Consider the following 19,453-nt stretch of genomic DNA (forward strand, 5'->3'; position numbering starts at 1 on the left):
GCCTCTTTATACAAGAAGTAGCTTGCGATAAGCCTGCAAAGCAAGAGATTCTTGGGAAGTAGCTTGGGTCATACGTTGATAATGCTCAATATTGCGGGTTAAGTACTCCCTATGCTCAGAGTCAGTAAGATCCCACATTTCACCCACACAACTAACCTTGCGAACACTTTCTGTTGATAAATAGATCAACTCATAAAAAAGCCCACCATCTTTAACTATACACTCATCAACTAAGCCCAAACCAAGGGAATCCATTGCCGTACGCACTTTATAAAGTTGGCGTACAGGACATAATAATAGATCTAATGACCGGCTCTGATGGTTCGTAAGTAGCTCAGAGACCATTTCAGTCATCAAATCCCCACCTACCCCTGCAATAATCACTAATTGACGGGCTTCTGGATCCGGCAGAGTTAATATTTTAAGATCTACGCAATGGGCCTGCCATTGCCCCCTATCCACCTCCGCTAGAGAGGTTTCTATACGCTCGATAAGCGACGGAACAATATCAACAAAATGAATAACAGACCTAGGGTACCTATCTAACAACCGACGGCCCAAATATCCATGATCACAACAACAGTCCCATATATGAGCATATGGACCGTTAACCATATCAACCAACCCATCTAAACGAGCAGATAACTTCAAAATAAGCCTCAAAACTTAACGACAGAAAATTAGACAAAATCACTAAAAAACAGGCCAATATAGATATAAAACACAGCTACCTCTTTTCAACTATTTTATTGCTCAATTGCCCATACCATCAAAAGATATTTACATATGAGAGAACACAGTCAAGAAACAACAAAGCCGCTATAACAGCGGCTTCAAAAGAGATAAACTAAAACTTAATAACTACATACCTACAAGCGCAGCCAGCAAACCAATTAATCCACCAAAAACGCCGCCCCATACAACTAACCAGCCTAGGTGCTCCTTAATCATTCGCTGAATGATCTCTTTAACCAGCTGCGGTGTTAGCTCATCTAAACGCTGCTGAACGATCAATTCAACTTTGACTCGCATCTCGGCCATAACATTTGGGCTTTCCAACTCTTCACGCAACATCGCAACAAACTGTTCATCTCGAGTCATATCCTCAATTGAGGATTTCATCTTATCTATAAACGGTTGACGCAACGGCTGAAGAACATCTGTTCCGCCAACCATAGCTAACATACCTCCAAAGGAAGAGGCTTGAATCACTTCAATTAATGAATCAAAGGTAGGCGAAAAATCAATTTTTTCAATAACAGGGGCAAGATGAAGGTCCGGCTGCTTTCCATTTTCAGCGCCCAGAAACCGCTCAATATTTTCTTCAGTAAAAAACTGCTCCATCAAAAGAGCTTTTATTCCCAGCTTAAAGTCCTCAAAACGCGCAGGAATAACGCCAGAACCATACAAGCCAGGCACTTTCTCAAACAGCATATGAATAGCTAACCAGTTCGTTAGCGCGCCAGAAAGTGAAAACAGGCCAATCGTCAGAAGCAAATTATCATCCACGATAAAACCCGCTAAAAAAGCAAGTGCGGCTAATAAATTGGTTAATAAACTTTTATTCATAAATAGCTCCAACGACAACTGTAAACTTGCTGCAAATCGCACAAGAAGACGACCACAAGAAACAGGTATATAAAGGCAGACTAGATAAAATACAAGGGCTGGACTGAAATAGATAACTGAAAGGAATTAAAACACTAAAAGTGATTAAGACTGCTGGCGATACTGAATAATTAAATCTATCACATCGTGATCACTGGCCACAGCTTCTAACGATTCGTTTAATGTCCGACGTTGCGGTAAAGCAATATTAAATTTATTGCGTAATAACTGCTTAACCTCAATATCGGAGGCAGGATCTATAGGCTGTCCTGCAAAAACATTTATGCGTTCTAGAACAAAAGATTTATCCATCAAATCTAGTTTCTCTCATATTACAGATAGACTTAGTTAACAATGGCACGAAACTGACTGGACACATGTTCGGCAGGGTAGTTTCGTAACAAAAAGTGACTCATGGCCTCAGCAGGCATCAAACCTGTTATTGGCTTCCAAGTTTTTCGTTTAGATTCGGACGCTGTCACAATCAATTCGTAACAAGCCCATTGATCATAATGTATACCTTGGAATTTAGATACACATAGATTTTCACTGAGATTTTCCAGCAAAATATAAACTCCTATTTATTTTCAAATAGGACCTAATTATCAGCCAATTAGTAGTAAACCAACTAAAAACTACAATAAACAACTAAAGGTAAAGAGCAGAAATAAATATTGCTATAAAACAGAAAGGAATTTGTAGATAGATCAAACTATTTAAATGCGGGTGTAAAATAAAAAGAGCATGATGAAATCACGCTCTTCTAGCCTTCAACTCAAAGAGTTAAAAGAAATAAACTGTATTATACAGGACGAATATTTTCAGCCTGTGGACCTTTCTGGCCCTGAGTTACAGAAAACTCAACTTGCTGACCTTCAGCAAGAGTTTTGAAGCCATCACCCTGGATTGCAGAGAAATGAGCGAAAACGTCTGGACCAGACTGCTGCTCAATGAAACCAAAACCTTTTTCTTCGTTAAACCATTTAACAGTGCCAGTAGTAGTAGACATGTTTTGTATCCTATTTAAAATAAATAATTAGCCTTTATCAGGCTGTTTCTGCGCGATCTTTTACTTTTACTTATGAAAAACAGGACGAGGAATTACGGAAATACTTCGAAAGGTTGTGCATAAATAGCGGATCAATCTCAAGCTGGGACCAGAATATACTGCCGGAAGAGCTGTGTCAAAGGTTATAAGTATTTATTTATATAAAAAGGCAAATGATGATTAAATTCTATAAACATCTATAATCCGCCCTACTCTTATATCTACCTAAGTTTGACTACACCAAGGCTTACCTTATGAATCGGAAGAAAAAGATCTCTCAAATTTTCAAAAAAAGATTAAAGAAAGCAAATGCTAAAAATGCGCCTCAGAGCACTAAGCCTAGATACATATCAAAAGCAGATCGTGTTGATACAGAAAACCTAGCTAGCGACGCTACACCTACATCCTAATGATTATACAGGCCTGCCTTTATAGAGAGATAAGCGCTACTCGGAGCAAGGAAAACTTACTCCGAATAGCAACCGTAAGCAAAAACTAACGAGAAGTATCTATTTTACGTAGACGCTCAATCGCTTCTACTTCTCTATCAATATTATCCATTTCGGTCTCAACATCCGATATGTAATCAATACTATCTTTTACTTGTTCACTGGTCTCTTCGGATGATCCAACAAGACCACTCATCTCATCACTTAATGCCTTAGAGCTTTCAGAAACTTGACTCATAAAGCTTTCCATTTCTGTGATCGTATCGCGGATAGCATTAATTGACCCCGTTACCGCATGAATCGTTTTCCCCGTTTCATTCAAACTATGCTGAGTGTTATGGGAGAGCTGCCTAACTTCATCAGCCACAACAGCAAAGCCTCTGCCCGCCTCGCCTGCACGCGCAGCCTCAATTGCAGCATTAAGCGCTAATAGATTGGTTTGATCAGCGATACTAGAAATAACGCTCAAAATAGTTAAGACCTCTTCAGAGTTCTGCTTTAAGTCTTCTACCTTTAAGTGTAAGTCTTTACGCGATTCACCTTGATCTTCAATACCTTTAGAAAATCCTAAGAATTTCTGCTGAATATCATTCAGGACATTGCCTGTCGTTTGAGCATAGCCGGAAACATGATCAAAACTGCCAACCATTTTCCGCAATAGAGGACGATAGGCTCCCATACATTCGATCAAGTTGTTTTGTAAATAGTTGATCTGCTCTAAGCTATTGATTCGAGCATTCAAAAAATATTGACGGAAATTGCTGTAGTGATAGGGAAACTTATCGGCGTACTCATCTTGAAATCGCTCACCTGGTTGAACTTTAAAAAAGAACAACGCGGTAAGCGTCTGATTCATATGAACACCGAGTAACTCCCCAAATGTGGAGAACCCGGCAACATTCATACCGTCAAAATCATGCACTTGCGCAAGCTCATTAGTATTATTCAAACGGCGCAACACACAGTCATTTGCCAACATCGCTACAGGTTTACTTGATTTCCCTTGTAAAAAATTACGGTAATCTTGACTCGTTGTCTGAGCAAAAGGCTTAGCTTTAACCAAATACAATCGATCACCAAACTCTAAATCACAGAAAAATGCGATACTGCCTTCTGCCTCATTAATGGCAGCGATAGAACGGATAAATAGCTCACCACCAATTTCAACCGCGAAGGAATAACCAGCAAGGGCATCACCTAACTGAGATGCAGAACACTTAAAATGCTCACAGAGCAGATCTACGATAGAGCTTAACTGGTTACTACCATCACGAATGGCTGACTGAACAACCCGTGTATAAACATTAGATTCTGCAACGATAAAGGAGGTCGACGTTTTTTCAAAGTTATGCGCCTTGAAGACACCATAACGCATACTAGGCGCTAACTTAACAAAGATAACAACAGCATGGTTATGAGCAACACGCTCCCCATCAAACACAAGAGCTTGTTGAAAATCTAATTTACCACCAGCAGAACCGCCAACAAAATAACAAGGAAATTGACCACTTTCATACAAACCTTGCATGAAAAAGTTTTCACTAGCTGATAAGCCATCAAAAAAGGTCAAGGCTAACGTGTCTTGATAATTAACCTCAAAAGGTACTTGGATGCGTTTAAATTCTTCAGCGAATTTAGCCACCCGCTCTTTTCTTGTCATGGTCGGATTGCCAGCACGAATATCTTCACAATGAAGCGGTACTGACCTAATCGCTACATCAGAGAAAACATCACTACTGTAACTTTGAACAACTATGTGATCCCAATGATTATCGGCATCATGGTACAACTTTTGTCCACAGGAACTTAACTCTCCGGCCGTCATTACACCTACGATTTTAGGTACATCAGGCATAGCAGATTTTAACTGTCTAATTGTGCTCTCAAAATCGATATGTGGTGAAATAAACGCAATAACCAAAGATACCGACGCCCCATCAAAAGCGAGCATAGCAAGATTATCGGCAGAGATTTCTCGACTACTAATAGATTTAACTTTAATAACTTCAGCATCAGCAAAAGGAATTTTTAACGATTTACTGCGACCAAACCAAGACATTAGCTACCACCCATAGATCCTAAAAAAAACGTTTTTATGGCATTATTAGATTTATGGCTCTAATAATTGCCATCCTTACGCCTTATTGTTTTTTTATAACCTTAATTAAAGCCGCTGATAGCTAATTTGAACAAGCTGATTAGCAAAATTTACTACTTAAGCATCACCAATACGATACCAAAGCACCCCGCATAGAGAGTCCCCTTCTGATTACGCAGAGTATCTGTAATGAGGCGGCTAAAAATAAAAAATCTTGCACTTAAGCCACAGCGCTGTACTCTAAATAGACATATTTAATGTCATTTATCTTTGATAGCTGGCTATGCCGAATCAATCAACTCTGGATAAAAAATGACGACCCCTGTACGTGTTCGATACCAAACTGTCGAGTTTGGAAAAATTGATATTCACTTATGTACACTGCGTGATAATCAACAATTTAGCGATCCCAAAGGGATTGCGGAAGAGCTAGGTATATCCTCTGCCCTATGGCCGCTCTTTGGTATCATTTGGCCCTCAAGTCTAGTTCTTGCAAACTATATCTCTGACTATGAAACCGAAGGCAAAAAGATCTTAGAAGTAGGCTGCGGAATGGCTCTGTCTAGCTTATTATTAAACAAACAGCACGCCAATATTACCGCCACAGATTATCATCCTGAAGTTGAAAAATTCTTACAAAGAAACACCGTCCTAAATCATGATGAAGAGATTAAATTTGAACGTGTAGATTGGGCTGAAGATACGAGTGACTTAGGAAAGTTTGATCTGATTATTGGTAGCGACCTTCTGTATGAAAATCAACATATTCAACAATTAGCCGACTTTATTGAAAACCATGCAAAACCTACATGCGAAGTTATTATTGTTGATCCAGGCCGTGGTCGAAAAAACAAACTCAGTCTACTAATGGATAAATATGGCTACTCTCCCTCCCATATAAAGCCCATTAACACCGACTATTTAGAACAGCCTTTTAAAGGTGATATTTTAAGGTTTACACGTGAGCAATAAAGGCTCATTCATCTGCTTTTACTTCTCTATCAATAGGCTTGCTATTGAGCCTTTACTTTATAAGCATTAGTACCCCACAGCGGTACAGTGGACAAACTGTGCTTATAGCTCCCAGAAGTTTCCTTTGTTGAATAAGACACATACATCAGTGTTTGGGAGCTAGCATCATAAATACGGCGAATTTTTAACGATTTAAACAGAATACTTTTCGACTTTTTAAACACGACCTCTCCTGATTTTGACTTATCTATCTGATCAATCATCTCAGGACTTATCACCCCTGTTTGGCGGCAAGCAATAGCCCCATCACTAGGATCCGCAAAATCTAAATCAGCCTCAATGTTTGCAATATGACAGGTAACGCCTGTCACTATGGGATCGACAAACACACTAATCTTTATATCTTTAGTGGTTAAAAAACCAAGAGAAACATCCCCCACTTCGTCATCACTACAACCTAACAATAGAGAGAAAATGCTGATTAATAGAACATTTTTCATGCTTATCCTTGTATTATTTATATTTTAAACTTACAGCAAACAGTATCGCGCCAACCAAAATATTACTCAATAAACCCAAGAGCAGTGACTTTATGGATTATAAACAAGCAGAAAAATACGCCCTCTCTCGTCCTGATGTCTATAAAGAATATCCCTTTGGTCCACAAACAGCGGTATTTAAAGTAAAGAAAAAAATGTTTGCTCTGTTAGGCATTTGCGGAAAAGCGGGAAAAGAACTAGGTAGTGAGTTTGCCGGCTATGCTTTTTTAAACCTCAAATGCGACCCTGATGAAGCCTTTATGCTGCGCGATATATTTCCTGAGATTCTACCGGCCTATCATATGTCCAAGAAACATTGGATCAGTGTTGTCCTAAAACCAACGATGCCCGAAAAAGAGATTGAGCGATTGATTGATCGTTCCTATGGTTTAGTGGTTAAAAAGTTAACAAAGGCAGAGCGAACCCAGCTCGAACTAACCTACTCTCCTACACAACTTTATCGCTAACAGCTATACCTCAAAACCTCTTATAGAACTAGGCATTGAAAATATCATCCAAATAATAGACTCTTAATAAATTTAATGTATATTTAATACATGTTAAAAGCATCACTTCAAAAGCACAAAAAATAATAATATATGAGGATGAAGACATGAAGAAAGTTATAGCACTAACCGCAGGTATCATAGGCAGCTCCTTTTGTTGGGCAGGTCCTGGAGATGAAATTGATTTCCCAGCAGACTACTTGACCAACTTTACACCTTACCTAGCTCTTAACCGTACTCAAAACCCCGATCAGTACATTAAGTTATACATTAATGACAAAGGGCTAAGCGGTACCGAAGAAAACGGTCAATTACCTTACGGTACAGTAATCGTCGGGGAAATTTACAAAGTAGAAAAAGATGCCGATGGTAAGGTTATCAACTCCACCTTAGGAGAAAGAATCATTAATAAGCTGGCTTTGCTTGCCGTAATGGAACGGCGTGAGGGGGCGGCCGAGGCTTACCCTAAAGGCATGGGCAATGATGATTGGGATTTTGCTGCATTCAAACCAAGCGGCGAGAGAGCCAATAAAGACCTAACCCAATGTGCCGCATGCCACGCACCACATACAGACTCTCATCATCTTTTCTCTTATCAGCATATTATTGCTGAGCAAAATAGAAAATAATCCCTTCACTAAAAGACCGTCAAGGGGCTTTTCTAGCCCCCTGACCTTTAATCTAAACCAAGATAGCCTGTTATTGGTGAGCTAAAGTATCCTCAGGTTTAGACAGCCCGATTTTCTCCTTCTCTTCATCCAGAATCTCTTGTGGAAACTGACTCATAAAGCAGCAACAGATCCCTTCACCTATCATTGTACGCGGGCCTAATGGATGACCTATATGCTTATAGATTCCATGGGAGTGCCCGTGGCTATGATCATGGGTATGCTCGTGATCATGCGTGTGTGAATGCCCATGTGAATGACTATGACCCTGTGAATGCTCATCCTCAGGATTAAATTCAGCATGATGGTGATGAATATCCACCTCACCTGATGCTAAACGTCGCTGGAAAGATTCCATCAAGGATTCACTGGGCGATTGCCCCTCATCCTCTAAAATTTCACGCACCCTTATCTCAAATGCATCAATGACTTTTTCATGATCATTTAGATAAGGAGTTTTAATAAATTCAAATTCAGGATTTTCCGTAGCAACTTTATCCACATAACCGAAAATGCGTTTAATTAAACGACCTGTGAATAAAAAATAGGGCGCGACAACAATACGTTTAAAGTCGAGTTTAATTAAGCGTTCTAAGCCAACGCCCACTGATGGATAAGTCACTCCAGAATAAACGGTATCTGCCCAACCAAAACCCATATTTTCATTAACTATGCGGGTTAGTTTAGCGGCTTCAGCGTTCGCCTCAGTATCAGAAGTACCACGACCGACAACAACCAACATAGTGTCATAAAGATTATCTGGCGGATTAGCCGGATCAAGACCTAAGGATTCGTAAATACGTGCTTGAAATGCTTCGATCATCGCGGGGTGTAAGCCTAATTCTTGACCATAATGTACAGAAACCCCATCGTTTTTCTCCGCATAGGTAGTCAATACCGATGGAATATCATTTTTGGCATGTGTCGCCGCAAACAACATCCCAGGTACCGCGTAAATATCATCAACACCTTGCTCTAGTAAGGAGTTAAGCCCCATATGGATATTAGGTGCAGAAAATTCTAAAAAACCATACTCGATAGGCATATCAGGAAAGCGCTTTTTCAACCCCTCAGCCACACGACTAAATTCACGCTCTGCATCTTTATCACGGCTACCGTGACCACACACCATAATACCTTTTTTAGGCACTGGGCTATCTCCAATAAAACTTAAAAAACAAGTTCTGAATTTTACCCGAGTCAAAACTAATTGCAGCTTCTTAAGAAAAGAATCTATCAATCAGTCCCAAATCAATCGAGTATCTACAGAACCAACATTCATACCTAAGTGAAAAACACTTGGGTGACCTAATTCAATCAAATGTTAAAATAAATTCATCTATCACTTGCTGAAGTTTCAACACTATAGATTCATTCTCAGCATCAATAATACCAAGCCGCAAAAGGCTCAAATCAGAAGGTTTACTCAACTCTTCAATCACTCGTAACAACACACCCCGTTGCGCAAAAAAGTCATACATCTGCTCTAGCCGCTCACTCTTTACCCACCAACTACTAAACAACAGAGAAGTCCCCTGCATTTTAGCCTCGATACGTTTTAATAAAGGCGAAAACAGCGCCAGTGTTCTTTCACTATTTAGCCTAATGTTTACGCGGTTTTTCATCTGCCAAGTACGGTTATTGAAAGCATCTGTAGCTACAGCTTGAGCAGGTCCATTGATCGACCAAATCCCAATCCGATTATGTACCGCCTGTAACACCACTTCAGGTCCAAAAAGAAACCCTAATCGCAATCCAGCCAAACCAAAGAACTTACCAAAAGAGCGCATCACCACTAGATTATCAACAGTATGAAACTCATCATAATGGGATAAGACACTCTGTTCAGGGTGCAGATCAATAAAGGCTTCATCGACAATCAAAAAACCACCTTCCGCTAACCTAGATGACCAATCAAATAACTGCGCCACTGAAAAGGATAATCCAGTAGGGTTATTAGGGTTGATCACCACTAAATGGAATGGCTCACCTTGTTCCAATTGAAACTCTATACGCTCTATCGCCACGTCCTGATCAGTCGCAGGATAAAAATGAATATCTCTCTCATCCTCGCAAGCGTTGATCCAACTCTCTGAATGTTCTTGATAACCTAAGCTTGGTAAGAGTACCGGCAGCTTAGGTAGTAATTTAGGTAAGAGTTCAATCACCTGCTGACTCCCACTACAAGCGGCAAAACGGTCACTACCGTAATAGGAAGTAACCGCCTTCTTAAACTCAGTAGAAAGATAAGGTAACTGTTGAAAGCAGATCTCATTCAACTTAGGGATAGGATAAGCGCAAGGATTAATCCCCGTAGATAGATCGATCCACTCCTCTAGCTCAATACCATATCGCATGGCCGCCGATTGCAGATCACCACCATGGATTAACTTAACTGTTTCTGCTTTCACAGGCTTGTACTCTGCACAGAGACGAAAACAGCAGTCACTACATAGATAAGAACCACCCAAAAAATCAGAACTCGATTAACTAATTCACACGCAAGTTTAATACTTTCAGCTGACGGCTTATCGCCCGTTTCAGGTCCCAGAGCTGGCCGTTGCTGTAACTCGCCATGGTAGATTGCCGCTCCCCCTAAAGAAACATTAATGGCCCCTGCACCTGAGGCCATTACAGGGCCTGCATTTGGGCTTTTCCAAATACGCCCTTGCTCACGCCATGCTTTTATCGCAATAGCAGTATCTCCAAGCAACGCATAACTAGCAGCCGTCAACCGAGCGGGAACAAAGTTTAATAGGTCATCTATACGCGCAGCGCACCAACCAAACTGCACATAGCGTGTGTTTTTATAGCCCCACATCGCATCAAGGGTATTACTCAAACGATAAAGAATTACACCCGGAATACCGAGTAAACAGAACCAAAACAACGCTGAGAAAATAGCATCTGCACCATTTTCTAAAACCGACTCTGTAGCAGCAGAAGCGATCGCTTCCTCCTCGAGCTCTGACGTATCTCGACTAACAATCATCGATACCGCTTGACGCGCAGCCTGCAGATCTCCCCTTTTTAAAGGTTCAGCAATTGCCATCCCATGACTTAACAAGCTCTGCCAGCCTAGGCCAAAATAAAGCACAACACCCGCTACAACAGCCATTAATACAGGCATATCAAGCAAGCTATATTGCAAAAGAAAACCCAAAAACACCCAAGGCAAAACAGCTAGACACCAAGCAATAACGCCACCCTTTTTGTCATTCAGATTAAAGCGTTTTTCGAGCAAGCTCGCCATATTGCCAAAACCCACTAAAGGATGAAAACGCTTAGGTTCTTTAAACCAATAATCTAACAACAGAGCAACCAATAAACTCAAAGCGATACTCATACGGCTGATCGCTCCTCAAGATCCAGCAATGCACTTAATAAGCTAAGTGGCATCACCGCCTCGACCGCATCGGCTAAACGATCAATTTGTTGATCGCGGAAAGCGGGATAATCAAAACGCTCTGTTTGTGTAAGACCAGCCCAACCTAATAACTCAGCCAGTAACTGAGGGTGATCAAACACCCCATGTAGATAGGTTCCTAAAAGCGTATTATCGCTATTACGTACCCCCTCATAGCGCTGTTTTCCCCCTTCATCAATCAACTGAAATAGAGGTGTTTCTAAAGCAGGGCCTCTACTCTCACCTGCATGAATTTCGTAACCTTTAACCTCTATCTCACTGTCACACAAATAGCCACTAACATTACGAAGACACTTATCATCCATTAAGGTCGTTTCCATATCTAATAACCCTAATGCAGCACTAGAACCGGCCGTTGATTCAATCTTATCGGGATCATGAACCCAATGACCTAACATCTGATAACCGCCACAGATACCGATCACTTTACCGCCTAAGCGCAGATGTCGTTTTATAACCTCATCCCAACCCTGCTCTATTAACCATTGCAGATCCCCCTGTACATTCTTGCTACCCGGCAAAATAATCAGATCCGCACCGCAAAACTCTGTAATCTCTTTCATAAAAGTGCAATCAACCTGGGGGTGCATACGTAAAACATCAAAATCTGTATGGTTGCTGGCCCTAGGATAGAGTGGAACGACCACTTTTAACTGTTGATAGTTTCCAGCATTTTTCTGTTGCTGGTTGACCGCATCTTCCGCCTCTATATGTAGATTAGTCAGATAAGGTATAACACCTAATACAGGCACTCCGGTACGAGCGGTCAACCAATCAAGCCCCGGTTCAAGTAGTGAGACATCACCCCGAAAACGATTGATCACAAATCCTTTTACCCGCGCCTTTTCTGACACACTAAGTAACTCATAAGTACCCAGTAGATGGGCAAACACGCCGCCACGATCAATATCGGCCACAATAATAACGGGGCAATCTATACGCTCAGCAAAGCCCATATTAGCAATATCATGCTCGCGCAGATTGATCTCCGCTGGGCTCCCTGCACCTTCAACAATAACCGCTGAAAATTGCTGCTGTAACCGTTGATGACTTTGCACAACTTCAGTTAAAAGCTGCGGTTTAAAAGCATGGTATTCCGTAGCTTTCATATTGCCGATCGCTATTCCGTTCACAATCACCTGTGCGCCTATATCGCTATTAGGTTTAAGCAATACAGGGTTCATATCAACCGAGGGTGCTAGATAACAAGCTTCGGCTTGAACCGCCTGAGCACGGCCTATTTCACCACCATCCGCTGTCACCGCGCTATTTAATGCCATATTTTGCGGTTTAAAAGGGGCCACTGATATCTTATGGCGTGCCAAAATACGGCAAATCGCAGTCACTAAGATACTTTTACCCGCGTCAGAGGTCGTACCTTGTACCATCAATGTATGGGGTGAACTAAATCCGCTCATCTATCTAAATTCCAAATACGGGCATTTATCTGTAGATACATTCTGTTTATATCGACTCTTGTTGCTCATCTATTTCTAATAAAAGATCTTGTAAACGCTCACTATAGTCACCCGGTTCCTGCCATAATCCCCGCTGAGTTGCCTCTAATAACCGCTCGGCAATCTCTTCTAATGCATGGGGATTATGTTGTTCTAAAAACTCGCGATTCTGTGGGTCAAAAACCAAGGCATCAGATACTTTTTCATATTGATAATCAGCAATCAGATTAGTCGTCGCATCATAAGCGAAAAGGTAATCCACACTCGCCGTCATCTCAAACGCACCTTTGTAACCATGCTCCTGCATTGCCCCAATCCACTTAGGATTTAACAGACGGGAGCGAATCACACGATTTAATTCCTCTTTTAAGGTACGTACTTTAGGCTTTTGCGGATTAGAATGGTCATTATGGTAAACCTGCGGCGCTTCACCTTTATACACTTCGACCGCATTGCTCATACCACCTTGAAACTGATAATAGTCATCGGAATCTAAAATATCGTGTTCACGATTATCCTGATTTTGTACGACCGCCTCTAAAGTGGATAGCTGATACTGAAAGGTCTCAGGTACCGCTACACCATCATCCTGCACTACACCTTCTGTACTCTTAACAGAAAAAGTACCGGTATAAGCGTAACCGCCCCAATTGAGATAAGCCTCTGCAAGATCACTCTTTTGCTCCCAGCAGCGTTCATCAATCAACCCTTGCAACCCCGCCCCGTAGGCTCCTGGTTTACTACCAAACACACGATAACTGGCTTGGCGTAGAGCCTCTTCGCTTGATACGCCTTGCTCTACCAACTGCTGCTGGCGTCTCTGTATATTTTGCTGAATAGTATTACTACTACCCGGCTCTTCTAAGGCTGCAATCGCTTGCACTGCGGCATCATATAAGCGCATAACATTAGGAAACGCATCACGGAAAAAACCCGATACTCGTAAGGTTACATCGACTCGTGGCCGACCTAAGAGTTGGCTACTAATTATTTCAAAGTCCACCACCCGATTGGAACCCGGTGCCCAAATAGGACGCACCCCCATCAAAGCAAAAGCTTGCGCAATATCATCCCCGCCGGTACGCATAGTTGCAGTACCCCACACTGAGAGACCTAAACTACGTGGATAATCACCTTGATCTTGCAGATGGCGTTCAACTAAAGCTTGTGCTGAACGCTCACCTATAGCCCACGCAGCAGGAGAAGGTATAGAGCGATTATCAACAGAATAGAAGTTGCGTCCTGTAGGTAAGGTATCTAAACGCCCCCGAGTCGGCGCACCACTGGGGCCCGGATTAACAAATATGCCTTGTAAACCATCCAGTAATGATTGGATCTCTAACTCAGCACTTTGCAGGAGTGCACGATAAAGGGTGGCTTGCACATAGGCGAGCTGCTCTTTAATCCGCGGTAGCTCCGCCAAGTCATCAAGAGACTGGGGCCTTAATATATAATCCTGAATCAGCTGTAGGGCGAGTAGCTCTAAACGTTCGCGAGTATCCGCTTCACTCCGCCAAGGTTGATCAGATATAGCAGCTAAAAGTTTCGGCTTTTTACCTTGCCAGCTTTTCTGTGTGGCCTCTAATGGATCAAACGGATAATCTAGACCCTCTGCAAGATTGAGATCAACAGCGAGGTTATGCAAAATACCTTGAGCACTCGGATCGTCGCCTCGTGGGAGACGTAACAGAGCCACTAAGGTTTCTGCTAATTTGTCAGGGTTAGGCAGTTCACCCAAGATATGTAAGCCATGACGAATCTGCGCCTCTTTAATATCACAAAGGTAAGCATCTAACTCAGTCAAGACCTCATCTTTATCCACTAGATCTGACGCACCTAATTCCTCTAACAGATGCGTATCTTGTACCTGTTTAAGAATCTCATCTCTTAACCACTGCTGACGTTTATCATCCATCCCCATCGCTTGATAATACTCATCCACCAGCCCTTCCAGAACGGCCATTTCGCCATAAGTTTCAGCACGACTCATCGGCGGCATAAGATGATCAATAATCACCGCTTGAGTACGGCGTTTTGCTTGTGCCCCCTCTCCTGGATCATTGACAATAAAAGGATAGAAGTGAGGCATAGGCCCTAGGGCTATATCAGGCCAACAGTTTGCTGATAATGCACTGCCCTTGCCCGGTAGCCACTCTAAATTACCATGTTTTCCCACATGGATAATCGCATCGACTTGGTAACACTCACGCAGCCAAAAATAGAAGGCTAAATAATTATGAGGGGGAATCAGATCTGGGTCATGATAGTTAGCCACTAAATCAATATTAAACCCCCGTGCGGGCTGAATACCGACAAAGGTTTCACCTAAACGAATACCTGACAGCATTAAACGTCCATTCCGGTATTTAATATCCTGTTCAGGACCGCCCCATTGTTCAAGCACCGCGTGCTGAGAGGCTTCAGGTAATTGCCTAAAGCAACGTTGATAATCCGCTAAAGCTATACTCTGCCAACAGGGCAATTGATGAAGTGTATTAGGGTTATTGGTCACAGCACCCAATAAAGCTTGGATTAATTGATCGCCGCTCTCAGGCAAGCTATCAAGTGGATAACCCGCACCCTGCAATGCCTGTAAAATATTCAAAGCAGACGCTGGCGTATCTAAGCCAACTCCATTGCCAATACGGCCATCTTTAGTCGGGTAGTTAGCTAAAATAACCCCTATACGCTTATCACTATTTGCTTTAGTAGACAGCGAGGCATAACGCTTAACTAATTGGGCAACAAACTGCGCCCGCTCTTTATGGAGCTGATAGCGCACAACAGATACTTGGCTATGATCATCGTAATAGGCCTCGCTTTTAAAACTTAAAGCGCGGGTATGAATACGCCCATCCATCTCAGGCAAAACCACTTGCATAGCGATATCACGGCTACGTAAACCTTGCTTATGGGTTTGCCAATCCTCTTCTGTACTACTCGATAACACCAGTTGTAATACTGGCACTTTGCGCATAAAGGGTGAATAAAACTCACTGGGTTGCGAACAAAGATCAGGACTTGCCACCGTATTTGAGGCAAAACCCGTGCTATTGATAATCAAACTCGCCTGACTCTGCTCCAGCAAGGCATTCACTAAAGCTAGCGACTCAGGATCTTTCAAGGAGGTAATCGCCACGGGCAAAGGCTTGATCCCTTGATCTTCTAACTCAGCGATCAACTGATCAAACATCTCTGTATTACCGCTTTGCAGGTGACTCCGGTAAAACAGTAATAACGCCGTCGCCTCACTATCCTGTTTGGCTACATTCTCTGCCCAACGCTGTTGCCACTCATTGAAAGTGGCTTGCCCTAAGGCTTTTATCGATTCTTTTCGTACTGTTTTCTCATCTGTCACCGGCATATAAAGCAGGCACTTAGGTAAAGAGGTAGGTTCATGCCAGCGCAGAGGCAAAGCTAAATATTCACTGCTTAAGGCATTCAGTAAATGCAACGAGTTATCCACACCCCCTTCGCGTAAATAGCGCCAAACACGGATACATTCTGCTTCAGAAACTGAACTGGCCTTAATTAACTGCGGATCTAAGGCATCATCACCAGGCACTATAATCAAGGTTCGAGCCGTATCAGCCGCCGCCCAAGCTTGTAACCGCTCAAACCCATATGCCCAGTAGCTTGCGCCGCCTAAAAGCGATAACACCACAACTTTCGCTTTATCTAATACTTTATCTTCATACAGATCATAGGCCGCAGGTTTTAATAACTGCATCCAATTGGCAAGACGTATATCTGCTAACTGCCCTTTAGCTAAACCATCTAATGGCCCCTGCTCCTGATAAAGAGAGACAGCAGCAGCTAAGGCCCCCAGACTACTGTCTGCGGCAGAAAGAATAACCAGGTCAGCCGGTGTTTGGTTTAAATCGATAATACCTTCATCATCAACAAAACCACCGGGTTGGGCAGCAAGTAAGTGCATAGTTACTGTCGCCTAAACTAAAGCGTCTTCAAGTGCGGCTTTAATAACAGATTCCTCAATCCCTTTGCCAATAAAAACCAATTGCGTTTTAGGCTGATCCGCTCCCCATGGACGGTCAAAATATACATCTAAGCGTTTACCAACGGCTTGTAAGACTTGACGCATAGGTTTTCCCGGCAAAGCTGCAAACCCTTTAGCACGGTAGATATTAAATTCACTTAACAGGCCTTTAAGCGCCACTTGCAACTTATCGCTATCCACCTCACCTAGTGTAATAACAAAGGAGTCAAAGTGATCATGGGCATGATCATGATGTTCACCATGCGCGTGGTGATGATCATGGTGGTTATGAACATCGTGAATACGCTCTTCTGCTGCGGCATCAAGCCCCATCAGCGTATCCAATTCAGCTTCACCATTACTGATATAGGTCGTCTTAACGGCACTCGGTACTTTAGCGCTAATCACCGCTTGAACCCGCTCCCGTTCAGCAGCCCCCAATAGATCATTTTTACTGACAACCACAAGGTCTGCAGCGCTAAGTTGATCATCCAATAATTCTTGTAAGCTTGGATCATGGTCTAGGCTTTCATCGGCTAAACGTTGCGCCTGAACCTGTTGCGCATCATGAGCAAAACGCCCCGCAGCAACCGCTGGCCCATCAATCACCGTAATCACCGCATCAACAGTGCAATACTCTTTAATACCCGGCCAGTTAAACGCTTGAACTAAGGGTTTAGGTAAGGCTAAACCGCTGGTTTCAATAAGAATATGGTCAATATCATCACGACGCTCAACTAACTGTTTCATCACTGGAAGGAACTCTTCTTCAACGGTACAGCAGATACAGCCATTAGCGAGTTCATAGATACCATTTTCGCCACCCGAGGCAGTGGCTTGCTCATCATCACAATCCAGCGGGCAGCTACGTAATAGATCAGCATCAATATCGAGTTCGCCAAACTCATTAACAATTACAGCAATACGTTTACCAGCGGCTTGCTTGAGTACATTAGATAACAAAGTCGTTTTACCGCTACCTAAAAAGCCGGTAACAACAGTGGTTGGGATCTTATTTAGTTGCATTCTATCTACTCTTAAAAGTCGGTTTAGGCTTAAATTCTGTTATATAGCAACGCTTAAACTCAGCGTTTGTCGCGGTTAACTGTGCGTGGTTTTTCAGGTTTCACCTTGGGCCGATAGATATGTGCTTGGTCTTTTGCATAGAGATAGGACTCTTCAAAATCATCACAATCTAAAACATGCCCTACCAAAATTAACGCAGTGCGGGTAAACCCCTTTTCACGTACTTTCTCGACAATATTACTTAAGGTTCCAACCACTTTGTCTTGGTCTGGCCAGGAGGTGCGATAACACACAGCCACAGGACAATCTTCTCCATAGTGGGGGATCAGCTCTTCAACAATTTTATGAATGCGGGTCACCCCTAAGTGAATCGCTAAAGTCGCGCCGCTTTGAGCCAATTGCGGTAACCGCTCCCGCTCAGGAAAAGGTGTTTTCCCCTCATAACGGGTCATAATAATGGTTTGTGACACACCGGATAGGGTTAACTCTTTTTTAAGATAAGCCGCTGAAGCCGCCACAGCGCTAACACCGGGAACCACTTCATAATCAATACCTTCAGCTTCTAAGCGCCTAATTTGTTCACCTATAGCGCCATAAAGTGATGGGTCACCACATTGTAAACGGGCAACATCTTGGCCCGCAGCGTGCGCTTGATGAATGTGCTGGGTAATCTCATCTAGATCTATGCTGGCGGTATCAATAATTTTCTCGGCTTTGCCTTCAACCGAGGCCAGTACTTCACGAGGAATCAATGACCCCGCATACAACACTACAGGGCACTGCTGTAAAATCCGTTGACCTTTTAATGTCATTAGCTCAGGGTCACCTGGGCCGGCACCTATAAAATAGACCGTCATAGTTTTTTACTGTATCCCCGTGGGGTATAAACCCACTCTTTACTGCCGTTAACAATATGCTTAGATTCGCTGTTACCTACACTCACCATGGTGAACATATCCACATCTTTAGCGTCTAGCTGGTCTAACCGAATAATACGGATTGACTCATCTTCACGGGTTAGCTGGCGGCCCAGCAATACAGGTGTTTCGGCTGGGCGATATTGCAATAGAATGTCGCGGGCGCTGTTCAGCTGCCAATCCCGTTTTTTCGATACAGGGTTATAAAATGAGATAACAAAATCACCACTACCTGCACTGTGAATACGCTTCTCTATAGTTTCCCAAGGCGTTAAAAGATCCGACAAAGAAACAGTACAGAAATCATGCCCGAGCATCGCCCCCACACGACTTGCACCCGCCTGCATAGCAGATATTCCGGGGATCACTTCAATCTCAACATCCAGCCATTCGGGATGAGATTCTTTACCTTGTAACTGCAGATCTAGTAACTCAAACACTAAAGTTGCCATGGCGTAGATGCCTATATCACCACTAGAGATCAGCGCAGTGGTTTTACCACTCGCAGCAAGATCTAAAGCTAGACGCGCTCGGCCAATCTCTTCACCTAAAGGCAGATCATGGTGTGTTTTTCCATCACAAACACCGCCCAATAGATCTAAATACAACCCATATGCCACTAGATCACTACTGGCGTTAATGGCTGTTAACGCTTTAGGCGCAACGAGCTGTGAATCACCGGGGCCGGTACCTACTACATATAACTGACTCATCTATCTCTCTAATCTATTTAGTTATTGG

At 42.7% G+C, this 19,453-nt stretch carries 19 protein-coding genes; 4 read left to right on the plus strand and 15 right to left on the minus strand.

All coding sequences use genetic code 11. The annotated features are described in order from the left end of the window. Nucleotides 1-6: 6 nt before the first annotated feature. From Q4486_RS00095 to Q4486_RS00115, 5 genes are all read right to left on the minus strand, one after another. Nucleotides 7-651 carry a tRNA (adenine(22)-N(1))-methyltransferase TrmK gene (locus tag Q4486_RS00095; RefSeq protein WP_303517443.1) on the minus strand — a complete coding sequence of 215 codons (645 nt, stop codon included), beginning with the start codon at nucleotides 649-651 and terminating at the stop codon, nucleotides 7-9. 210 nt (nucleotides 652-861) lie between these two features. Beyond that, on the minus strand, nucleotides 862-1,569 hold the full coding sequence (locus tag Q4486_RS00100) for a DUF445 domain-containing protein (RefSeq protein ID WP_303416573.1): 708 nt from the start codon (nucleotides 1,567-1,569) through the stop codon (nucleotides 862-864). A 144-nt stretch (nucleotides 1,570-1,713) separates the two neighbouring features. Beyond that, entirely contained in the window at nucleotides 1,714-1,920 is a 207-nt protein-coding gene (locus Q4486_RS00105) for a hypothetical protein (RefSeq protein WP_303416572.1), read from the minus strand. A gap of 32 nt (nucleotides 1,921-1,952) precedes the next feature. Then, complete coding sequence (locus Q4486_RS00110) at nucleotides 1,953-2,174, minus strand: hypothetical protein (RefSeq protein ID WP_303517444.1); 222 nt, start codon at nucleotides 2,172-2,174, stop codon at nucleotides 1,953-1,955. A gap of 236 nt (nucleotides 2,175-2,410) precedes the next feature. Then, nucleotides 2,411-2,617, minus strand: coding sequence for a cold-shock protein (locus Q4486_RS00115; RefSeq protein WP_067861674.1), 207 nt, complete (start codon nucleotides 2,615-2,617; stop codon nucleotides 2,411-2,413). A 293-nt stretch (nucleotides 2,618-2,910) separates the two neighbouring features. Between Q4486_RS00115 and Q4486_RS00120 the strand changes: the two genes are divergently transcribed. Continuing rightward, nucleotides 2,911-3,066 (plus strand): DUF2986 domain-containing protein, encoded by a 156-nt coding sequence (locus tag Q4486_RS00120; RefSeq protein ID WP_303416570.1) that lies wholly within the window; start codon nucleotides 2,911-2,913, stop codon nucleotides 3,064-3,066. A gap of 85 nt (nucleotides 3,067-3,151) precedes the next feature. Here Q4486_RS00120 and Q4486_RS00125 read toward each other — a convergent pair whose 3' ends face one another. Then, nucleotides 3,152-5,164, minus strand: a complete 2,013-nt coding sequence (locus tag Q4486_RS00125) for a methyl-accepting chemotaxis protein (protein ID WP_303517447.1) — start codon at nucleotides 5,162-5,164, stop codon at nucleotides 3,152-3,154. A 351-nt stretch (nucleotides 5,165-5,515) separates the two neighbouring features. Here Q4486_RS00125 and Q4486_RS00130 point away from each other — a divergent pair, with 351 nt between their 5' ends. Next, nucleotides 5,516-6,175, plus strand: a complete 660-nt coding sequence (locus Q4486_RS00130; RefSeq protein WP_303517449.1) for a methyltransferase — start codon at nucleotides 5,516-5,518, stop codon at nucleotides 6,173-6,175. A gap of 41 nt (nucleotides 6,176-6,216) precedes the next feature. Here Q4486_RS00130 and Q4486_RS00135 read toward each other — a convergent pair whose 3' ends face one another. After that, the gene (locus Q4486_RS00135; protein WP_303517452.1) at nucleotides 6,217-6,675 is read right to left on the minus strand and encodes a CreA family protein; all 459 of its coding nucleotides are present in this window, start codon (nucleotides 6,673-6,675) and stop codon (nucleotides 6,217-6,219) included. Nucleotides 6,676-6,767: 92 nt separating this feature from the next. On the opposite strand from Q4486_RS00135, the gene Q4486_RS00140 reads away from it, so the two are divergent. Together Q4486_RS00140 and Q4486_RS00145 are read left to right on the plus strand one after the other, a co-directional pair. Continuing rightward, nucleotides 6,768-7,181, plus strand: a complete 414-nt coding sequence (locus tag Q4486_RS00140) for an MmcQ/YjbR family DNA-binding protein (protein ID WP_303517453.1) — start codon at nucleotides 6,768-6,770, stop codon at nucleotides 7,179-7,181. Between the two features lie 146 nt (nucleotides 7,182-7,327). Beyond that, entirely contained in the window at nucleotides 7,328-7,849 is a 522-nt protein-coding gene (locus Q4486_RS00145; protein WP_303416565.1) for a cytochrome P460 family protein, read from the plus strand. A gap of 70 nt (nucleotides 7,850-7,919) precedes the next feature. On the opposite strand, the gene Q4486_RS00150 is transcribed toward Q4486_RS00145, so the two are convergent. The 8 genes from Q4486_RS00150 to cobJ all read right to left on the minus strand — a co-directional run bounded on the left by Q4486_RS00150 (nucleotide 7,920) and on the right by cobJ (nucleotide 19,425). Continuing rightward, the gene (locus Q4486_RS00150; RefSeq protein ID WP_303518103.1) at nucleotides 7,920-9,020 is read right to left on the minus strand and encodes a sirohydrochlorin chelatase; all 1,101 of its coding nucleotides are present in this window, start codon (nucleotides 9,018-9,020) and stop codon (nucleotides 7,920-7,922) included. Between the two features lie 181 nt (nucleotides 9,021-9,201). Continuing rightward, complete coding sequence (locus Q4486_RS00155; RefSeq protein ID WP_303517456.1) at nucleotides 9,202-10,299, minus strand: aminotransferase class I/II-fold pyridoxal phosphate-dependent enzyme; 1,098 nt, start codon at nucleotides 10,297-10,299, stop codon at nucleotides 9,202-9,204. After that, on the minus strand, nucleotides 10,296-11,234 hold the full coding sequence (gene cbiB / locus Q4486_RS00160) for an adenosylcobinamide-phosphate synthase CbiB (protein WP_303517458.1): 939 nt from the start codon (nucleotides 11,232-11,234) through the stop codon (nucleotides 10,296-10,298). Before cbiB ends, Q4486_RS00155 begins: the two co-directional genes overlap by 4 nt. Next, nucleotides 11,231-12,733 (minus strand): cobyric acid synthase, encoded by a 1,503-nt coding sequence (locus Q4486_RS00165; protein ID WP_303517460.1) that lies wholly within the window; start codon nucleotides 12,731-12,733, stop codon nucleotides 11,231-11,233. Before Q4486_RS00165 ends, cbiB begins: the two co-directional genes overlap by 4 nt. Before the next feature lie 46 nt (nucleotides 12,734-12,779). Then, on the minus strand, nucleotides 12,780-16,709 hold the full coding sequence (cobN, locus tag Q4486_RS00170; protein ID WP_303517461.1) for a cobaltochelatase subunit CobN: 3,930 nt from the start codon (nucleotides 16,707-16,709) through the stop codon (nucleotides 12,780-12,782). 12 nt (nucleotides 16,710-16,721) lie between these two features. Further along, nucleotides 16,722-17,795: a cobalamin biosynthesis protein CobW gene (cobW, locus tag Q4486_RS00175; protein ID WP_303416560.1), complete on the minus strand. Its 1,074-nt coding sequence runs from the start codon at nucleotides 17,793-17,795 to the stop codon at nucleotides 16,722-16,724. Between the two features lie 59 nt (nucleotides 17,796-17,854). Then, nucleotides 17,855-18,652 (minus strand): precorrin-4 C(11)-methyltransferase, encoded by a 798-nt coding sequence (gene cobM / locus Q4486_RS00180; protein ID WP_303416559.1) that lies wholly within the window; start codon nucleotides 18,650-18,652, stop codon nucleotides 17,855-17,857. Next, the gene (cobJ, locus tag Q4486_RS00185; RefSeq protein ID WP_067861704.1) at nucleotides 18,649-19,425 is read right to left on the minus strand and encodes a precorrin-3B C(17)-methyltransferase; all 777 of its coding nucleotides are present in this window, start codon (nucleotides 19,423-19,425) and stop codon (nucleotides 18,649-18,651) included. The genes cobM and cobJ overlap by 4 nt, the downstream gene beginning before the upstream one ends. Between the last annotated feature and the right edge of the window lie 28 nt (nucleotides 19,426-19,453).

The organism is Neptuniibacter sp. 2_MG-2023 (genome assembly GCF_030547495.1).
GTDB lineage: Bacteria > Pseudomonadota > Gammaproteobacteria > Pseudomonadales > Balneatricaceae > Neptuniibacter.

Coding starts and splice junctions, on each gene's coding strand:
- Q4486_RS00150 (WP_303518103.1), bottom strand. CDS start 9,020: ATGGTGTGTGGTCACGGTAGCCGTGATAAAGATGCAGAGCGTGAATTT.
- cobJ (WP_067861704.1), bottom strand. CDS start 19,425: ATGAGTCAGTTATATGTAGTAGGTACCGGCCCCGGTGATTCACAGCTC.
- cobW (WP_303416560.1), bottom strand. CDS start 17,795: ATGCAACTAAATAAGATCCCAACCACTGTTGTTACCGGCTTTTTAGGT.
- cobM (WP_303416559.1), bottom strand. CDS start 18,652: ATGACGGTCTATTTTATAGGTGCCGGCCCAGGTGACCCTGAGCTAATG.
- Q4486_RS00100 (WP_303416573.1), bottom strand. CDS start 1,569: ATGAATAAAAGTTTATTAACCAATTTATTAGCCGCACTTGCTTTTTTA.
- Q4486_RS00105 (WP_303416572.1), bottom strand. CDS start 1,920: ATGGATAAATCTTTTGTTCTAGAACGCATAAATGTTTTTGCAGGACAG.
- cobN (WP_303517461.1), bottom strand. CDS start 16,709: ATGCACTTACTTGCTGCCCAACCCGGTGGTTTTGTTGATGATGAAGGT.
- Q4486_RS00165 (WP_303517460.1), bottom strand. CDS start 12,733: ATGAGCGGATTTAGTTCACCCCATACATTGATGGTACAAGGTACGACC.
- cbiB (WP_303517458.1), bottom strand. CDS start 11,234: ATGAGTATCGCTTTGAGTTTATTGGTTGCTCTGTTGTTAGATTATTGG.
- Q4486_RS00125 (WP_303517447.1), bottom strand. CDS start 5,164: ATGTCTTGGTTTGGTCGCAGTAAATCGTTAAAAATTCCTTTTGCTGAT.
- Q4486_RS00145 (WP_303416565.1), top strand. CDS start 7,328: ATGAAGAAAGTTATAGCACTAACCGCAGGTATCATAGGCAGCTCCTTT.
- Q4486_RS00120 (WP_303416570.1), top strand. CDS start 2,911: ATGAATCGGAAGAAAAAGATCTCTCAAATTTTCAAAAAAAGATTAAAG.
- Q4486_RS00140 (WP_303517453.1), top strand. CDS start 6,768: ATGGATTATAAACAAGCAGAAAAATACGCCCTCTCTCGTCCTGATGTC.
- Q4486_RS00130 (WP_303517449.1), top strand. CDS start 5,516: ATGACGACCCCTGTACGTGTTCGATACCAAACTGTCGAGTTTGGAAAA.
- Q4486_RS00135 (WP_303517452.1), bottom strand. CDS start 6,675: ATGAAAAATGTTCTATTAATCAGCATTTTCTCTCTATTGTTAGGTTGT.
- Q4486_RS00115 (WP_067861674.1), bottom strand. CDS start 2,617: ATGTCTACTACTACTGGCACTGTTAAATGGTTTAACGAAGAAAAAGGT.